Origin of the sequence: Rhodococcus sp. P14 (assembly GCF_000256505.1) — a bacterium.
Taxonomy (GTDB): domain Bacteria; phylum Actinomycetota; class Actinomycetes; order Mycobacteriales; family Mycobacteriaceae; genus Rhodococcus; species Rhodococcus ruber.
Map to the genome: position 1 here is coordinate 1 of NZ_AJFC01000105.1, position 3,522 is coordinate 3,522.

At 71.5% G+C, this 3,522-nt stretch carries 5 protein-coding genes; 4 read left to right on the top strand and 1 reads right to left on the bottom strand.

Annotation, left to right across the window (positions count from 1 at the left end; all coding sequences use genetic code 11):
* The 4 genes from OEY_RS0107360 to OEY_RS0107375 all read left to right on the top strand — a co-directional run.
* The coding region (locus tag OEY_RS0107360) for a nuclear transport factor 2 family protein (RefSeq protein ID WP_010593247.1) at nt 1-381 on the top strand (381 nt) is incomplete at its 5' end.
* Nucleotides 382-392: 11 nt separating this feature from the next.
* Entirely contained in the window at nt 393-641 is a 249-nt protein-coding gene (locus OEY_RS0107365) for a hypothetical protein (RefSeq protein ID WP_010593248.1), read from the top strand.
* Between the two features lie 118 nt (nt 642-759).
* Nucleotides 760-1,299: a flavin reductase family protein gene (locus OEY_RS0107370; protein ID WP_010593249.1), complete on the top strand. Its 540-nt coding sequence runs from the start codon at nt 760-762 to the stop codon at nt 1,297-1,299.
* A 104-nt stretch (nt 1,300-1,403) separates the two neighbouring features.
* Nucleotides 1,404-2,393, top strand: a complete 990-nt coding sequence (locus OEY_RS0107375) for an LLM class flavin-dependent oxidoreductase (RefSeq protein ID WP_010593250.1) — start codon at nt 1,404-1,406, stop codon at nt 2,391-2,393.
* Here the strand turns inward: OEY_RS0107375 and OEY_RS28140 are convergent.
* Nucleotides 2,371-3,522, bottom strand: a 1,152-nt coding sequence (locus tag OEY_RS28140; protein WP_010593251.1) for a sensor histidine kinase, incomplete at its 5' end; no start/stop codon positions are given. The two genes, OEY_RS0107375 and OEY_RS28140, sit on opposite strands and share 23 nt — an antisense overlap.

Consider the following 3,522-nt stretch of genomic DNA (forward strand, 5'->3'; position numbering starts at 1 on the left):
ACCGACCTCGCCACCCGAACGGACCGCATCCGCGCCACCGTCACGGCCTACCTCTCCGCCGTCGCGAACGGCACCGCCGACGAGATCACCGCCCTCTACGCGCCCGACGCCACCGTCGAGGATCCCGCCGGCAGCGAACCGAAGGTGGGCCACGAGGCCATCCGGGCGTTCTACCGCGCGGTGGAGAACACGCGGAACGAAACGGAGCTGCTGACGCTCCGCATCACCGACGCCGGCGCCGCCTTCCACTTCCGGGTGGTCACGGAAACCGACGGGCAGCGCTACGAGATCGAACCCATCGATGTCATGACGTTCGACGAGAACGGCCTCATCACGAGCATGCGGGCCTTCTGGGCGCCGGCCGACATGCGACAGAACTGAGGAGGTCCGTCGTGCACCCCGTCACCTGCCGCACCTGCGGTAACCGCGTGCTCGCCGAGAAGTACAGTCCCGTCCACACGAGCATCCAGTGGCTCACCGACGCCGCCCGGTCGTGCGCGCGCTTCCGCGCCGACGCCGAGCACGGTCGTCCCGCCCTCCACAGCTGCGCCGATCTGCGCGAGACCGTCGACGAGCTCGCCGACCGCGGTGAACTGCCGATCACCGCTCGCAGCTGCCCCACGCCCGGCCGGCTCGACTGACCGCGTCGTCCGAACCCGACCGGTCACCGCCGTCGCGCTCCCGCCGACCGGGAGCGATTTGCATCGCACGCACCGGCATGACGGACACTGGACACAGACCTACCCGAGAGGAGCCTCGATGGCCGCGGAACACACGGTGCTCGATCCCCGGACCATGCGCGACGTGCTGGGCAACTTCTGCACCGGCGTCACCGTCGTGACCGGCCACGACGGCCGTGAACCGCTGGGATTCGCGTGCCAGTCGTTCGCGTCGGTGTCGCTGGATCCACCGCTCGTGTCGTTCTGCCCCGCCCGCACGTCGCAGACCTGGCCGAGGATCCGGGAGATCGGCACCCTCGCGATCAACGTCCTGGCCCACGACCAGCGCGATACGTGCATGGCGTTCGCCGTCAGCGGCGGCGACAAGTTCACCGGCGTGGACTGGACGCGCGGGGACAACGGCGCACCCGCGCTCACCGGCGCCCTGGCCCGCATCGAAGCGGTGGTCGAGGCCGAGCACGACGCCGGGGACCACACCATCGTCGTCGCCCGCGTCACCGGGCTCACCGCGCTGCACGACGACGGCCCGCTGCTGTTCTACCGCGGCGGCTTCGGGCGGTACACGACCGAGACGATCCTCGACGAGGAGACCGCCACCGACGTGAACCCGCTGCGGTGAACGGCGACGAGGCGCACGTCACGGAATAGCGGACCGTCCGGGATGGTTGGACCGATCGTGTGCCCGGATCCCGACACCGGGCCCCGGACACGCGAAGGATCCCGGTGACCACACCACTATCGATTCTCGACCTGGCTCACATCGGCCGTGACGAAACCGCGCGCGACAGCTTCGCCGCGAGCGTGGACATGGCTCAGCGCGCCGAGCAGTGGGGCTACCGCCGCATCTGGTACGCCGAACACCACAACATGCCGACCATCGCGTCGTCGGCCACCAGCGTGCTGATCGCGCACGTCGCCGCGCACACCTCCACGATCCGGCTCGGCGCCGGGGGCATCATGCTGCCCAACCATTCGCCGCTGACCATCGCCGAGCAGTTCGGCACCCTCGAGACGCTGCACCCGGGCCGCATCGACCTCGGCCTCGGCCGCGCCCCCGGCAGCGACCAGAACACGCTGCGGGCACTGCGCCGCGACCCGTCGTCGGCCGACAGCTTCCCGCAGGACGTGCTCGAGCTGCAGGCCTACCTGCGCGGGCAGTCCCGCATCCCGGGCGTCGACGCCGTCCCCGGCAAGGGCACGAACGTGCCGCTGTACATCCTCGGCTCGTCGCTGTTCGGGGCGAAACTCGCCGCGCTGCTCGGTCTTCCGTACGCGTTCGCGTCGCACTTCGCGCCGCAGGCGCTCGAGGACGCCGTCGCGCTGTACCGGCGCGAGTTCCAGCCGTCCGAACAACTGTCCGAGCCGTACGTCGTCGCGGGCGTCGGCGTGATCGCCGCGGACACCACGGACGAGGCGGACGCCCTGTTCGAGGCCACCAAGCGGCAGCGCATCCGGCAGATGCTCGGCCGGGGCCGCACGTTCACCGACGAGGAGGTCGAGATGCTGCTCGACGCCCCCGCCGGGCAGCAGGTGCTGCAGATGCTGCGCTACACCGCCGTCGGTACCCCGGGCGAGGTGCGCGACTATCTCGACCGCTTCACCGAGCGCGCACAAGCCGACGAACTGATCGTCGTGTCGTCGGCTCCGGGCCGCAAGGCGTGGCTGCGCTCGCTCGAACTGCTGGCGCAGGTCAGCGGGCTCGTCCCGGCCTGAGGGCCGCGCCGTCGGGCTCGGTGGCCGGGACGGTGACGGTCACCGTCGTCCCGTCGCCGGGCGCCGACCGCACCACGGCGGTACCGCCGACCGACTCGACGCGCAGCACGTGCGACGCCAGTCCGATGTGTCCCTGCCCGACCCGGTCGGGAAGCGTCGCCGGGTCGAACCCGCAGCCGTCGTCGGCCACCTCGAGCACCATGTCGGGGCCGCGGCGCACCAGCCGCACCCGCACCGACGTCGCCTTCGCATGCTTGACGACGTTTCCGAGCAACTCCCTCGCCACGGAGAACAGCAGCGCCTCCTCGCGCGGGAAGGACCCGTCGACGACGACGTCGACGGCGAACCCGCCGCGTCGCGCGCTCTGCTCGGCCAGCTCGCGCAGCGCAGTGGCGAGCCCGAGCTGCGACAGCACCTGCGGGTGCAGCGTCGTCACGGTCGAGCGCAACTGCCGGGCGGCCTCGCGCAGTGCGGTGTCCGCGGCGAGCAGCGCGTCGTCGGGACGCCGCTCGCCGGCCTCCTCCACGTCCAGGCGGGCGGCGAGCACGTTCTGCAGCGGACCGTCGTGCAGTTGTTCGGCGAGCAACTGCCGTTCGCGGCTCTCCGCGTCGAGGGCCTCGGTGACGAGCCGTCGCCGCGTGGCCAGCAGCGCGGCGACCGCGTCCGCCCGGTGCGCGAGCACCACGGACAGACCGGTCATCGCGGCAGCCAGCCACACCATGAAACCGAAGTAGAGGTACACCACCGCGGGCAGATCGACACCGTCGTCCCGGACCGCGTAGAACAACCACACGAGCAGGAAGCCTGTGGCGGTGGCGACGCCGACCGCCGCCGTCCACCAGGGCCGGTGCAGGAACGTGACGGTGACGGGCAGCAGGAAGAACACCGGCAGGAGCACCGACGTCGCACCACCGGAGGCGGCACACAGGCCGAGCAGCGCGACGATGTCGACCAGCGTGGGAGCCCACCACGAATGCCGGACGGGCCCGCGGAGCACCAGAACGAGCCACCCGAGCGCCGCGAGGGCGTAGCCGGTGAGGACGGTCAGGAACAGGACGGGCAGCCAGTGCGCCACCACGATCACCGGGCCCACCAGGGCCATGAGCGCGATCAGCGGCAGCCGCAGCAT

What these genes read in the sequence shown, in the direction of transcription:
- OEY_RS0107370 (WP_010593249.1), top strand. Translation starts at nt 760, where the DNA reads ATGGCCGCGGAACACACGGTGCTCGATCCCCGGACCATGCGCGACGTG.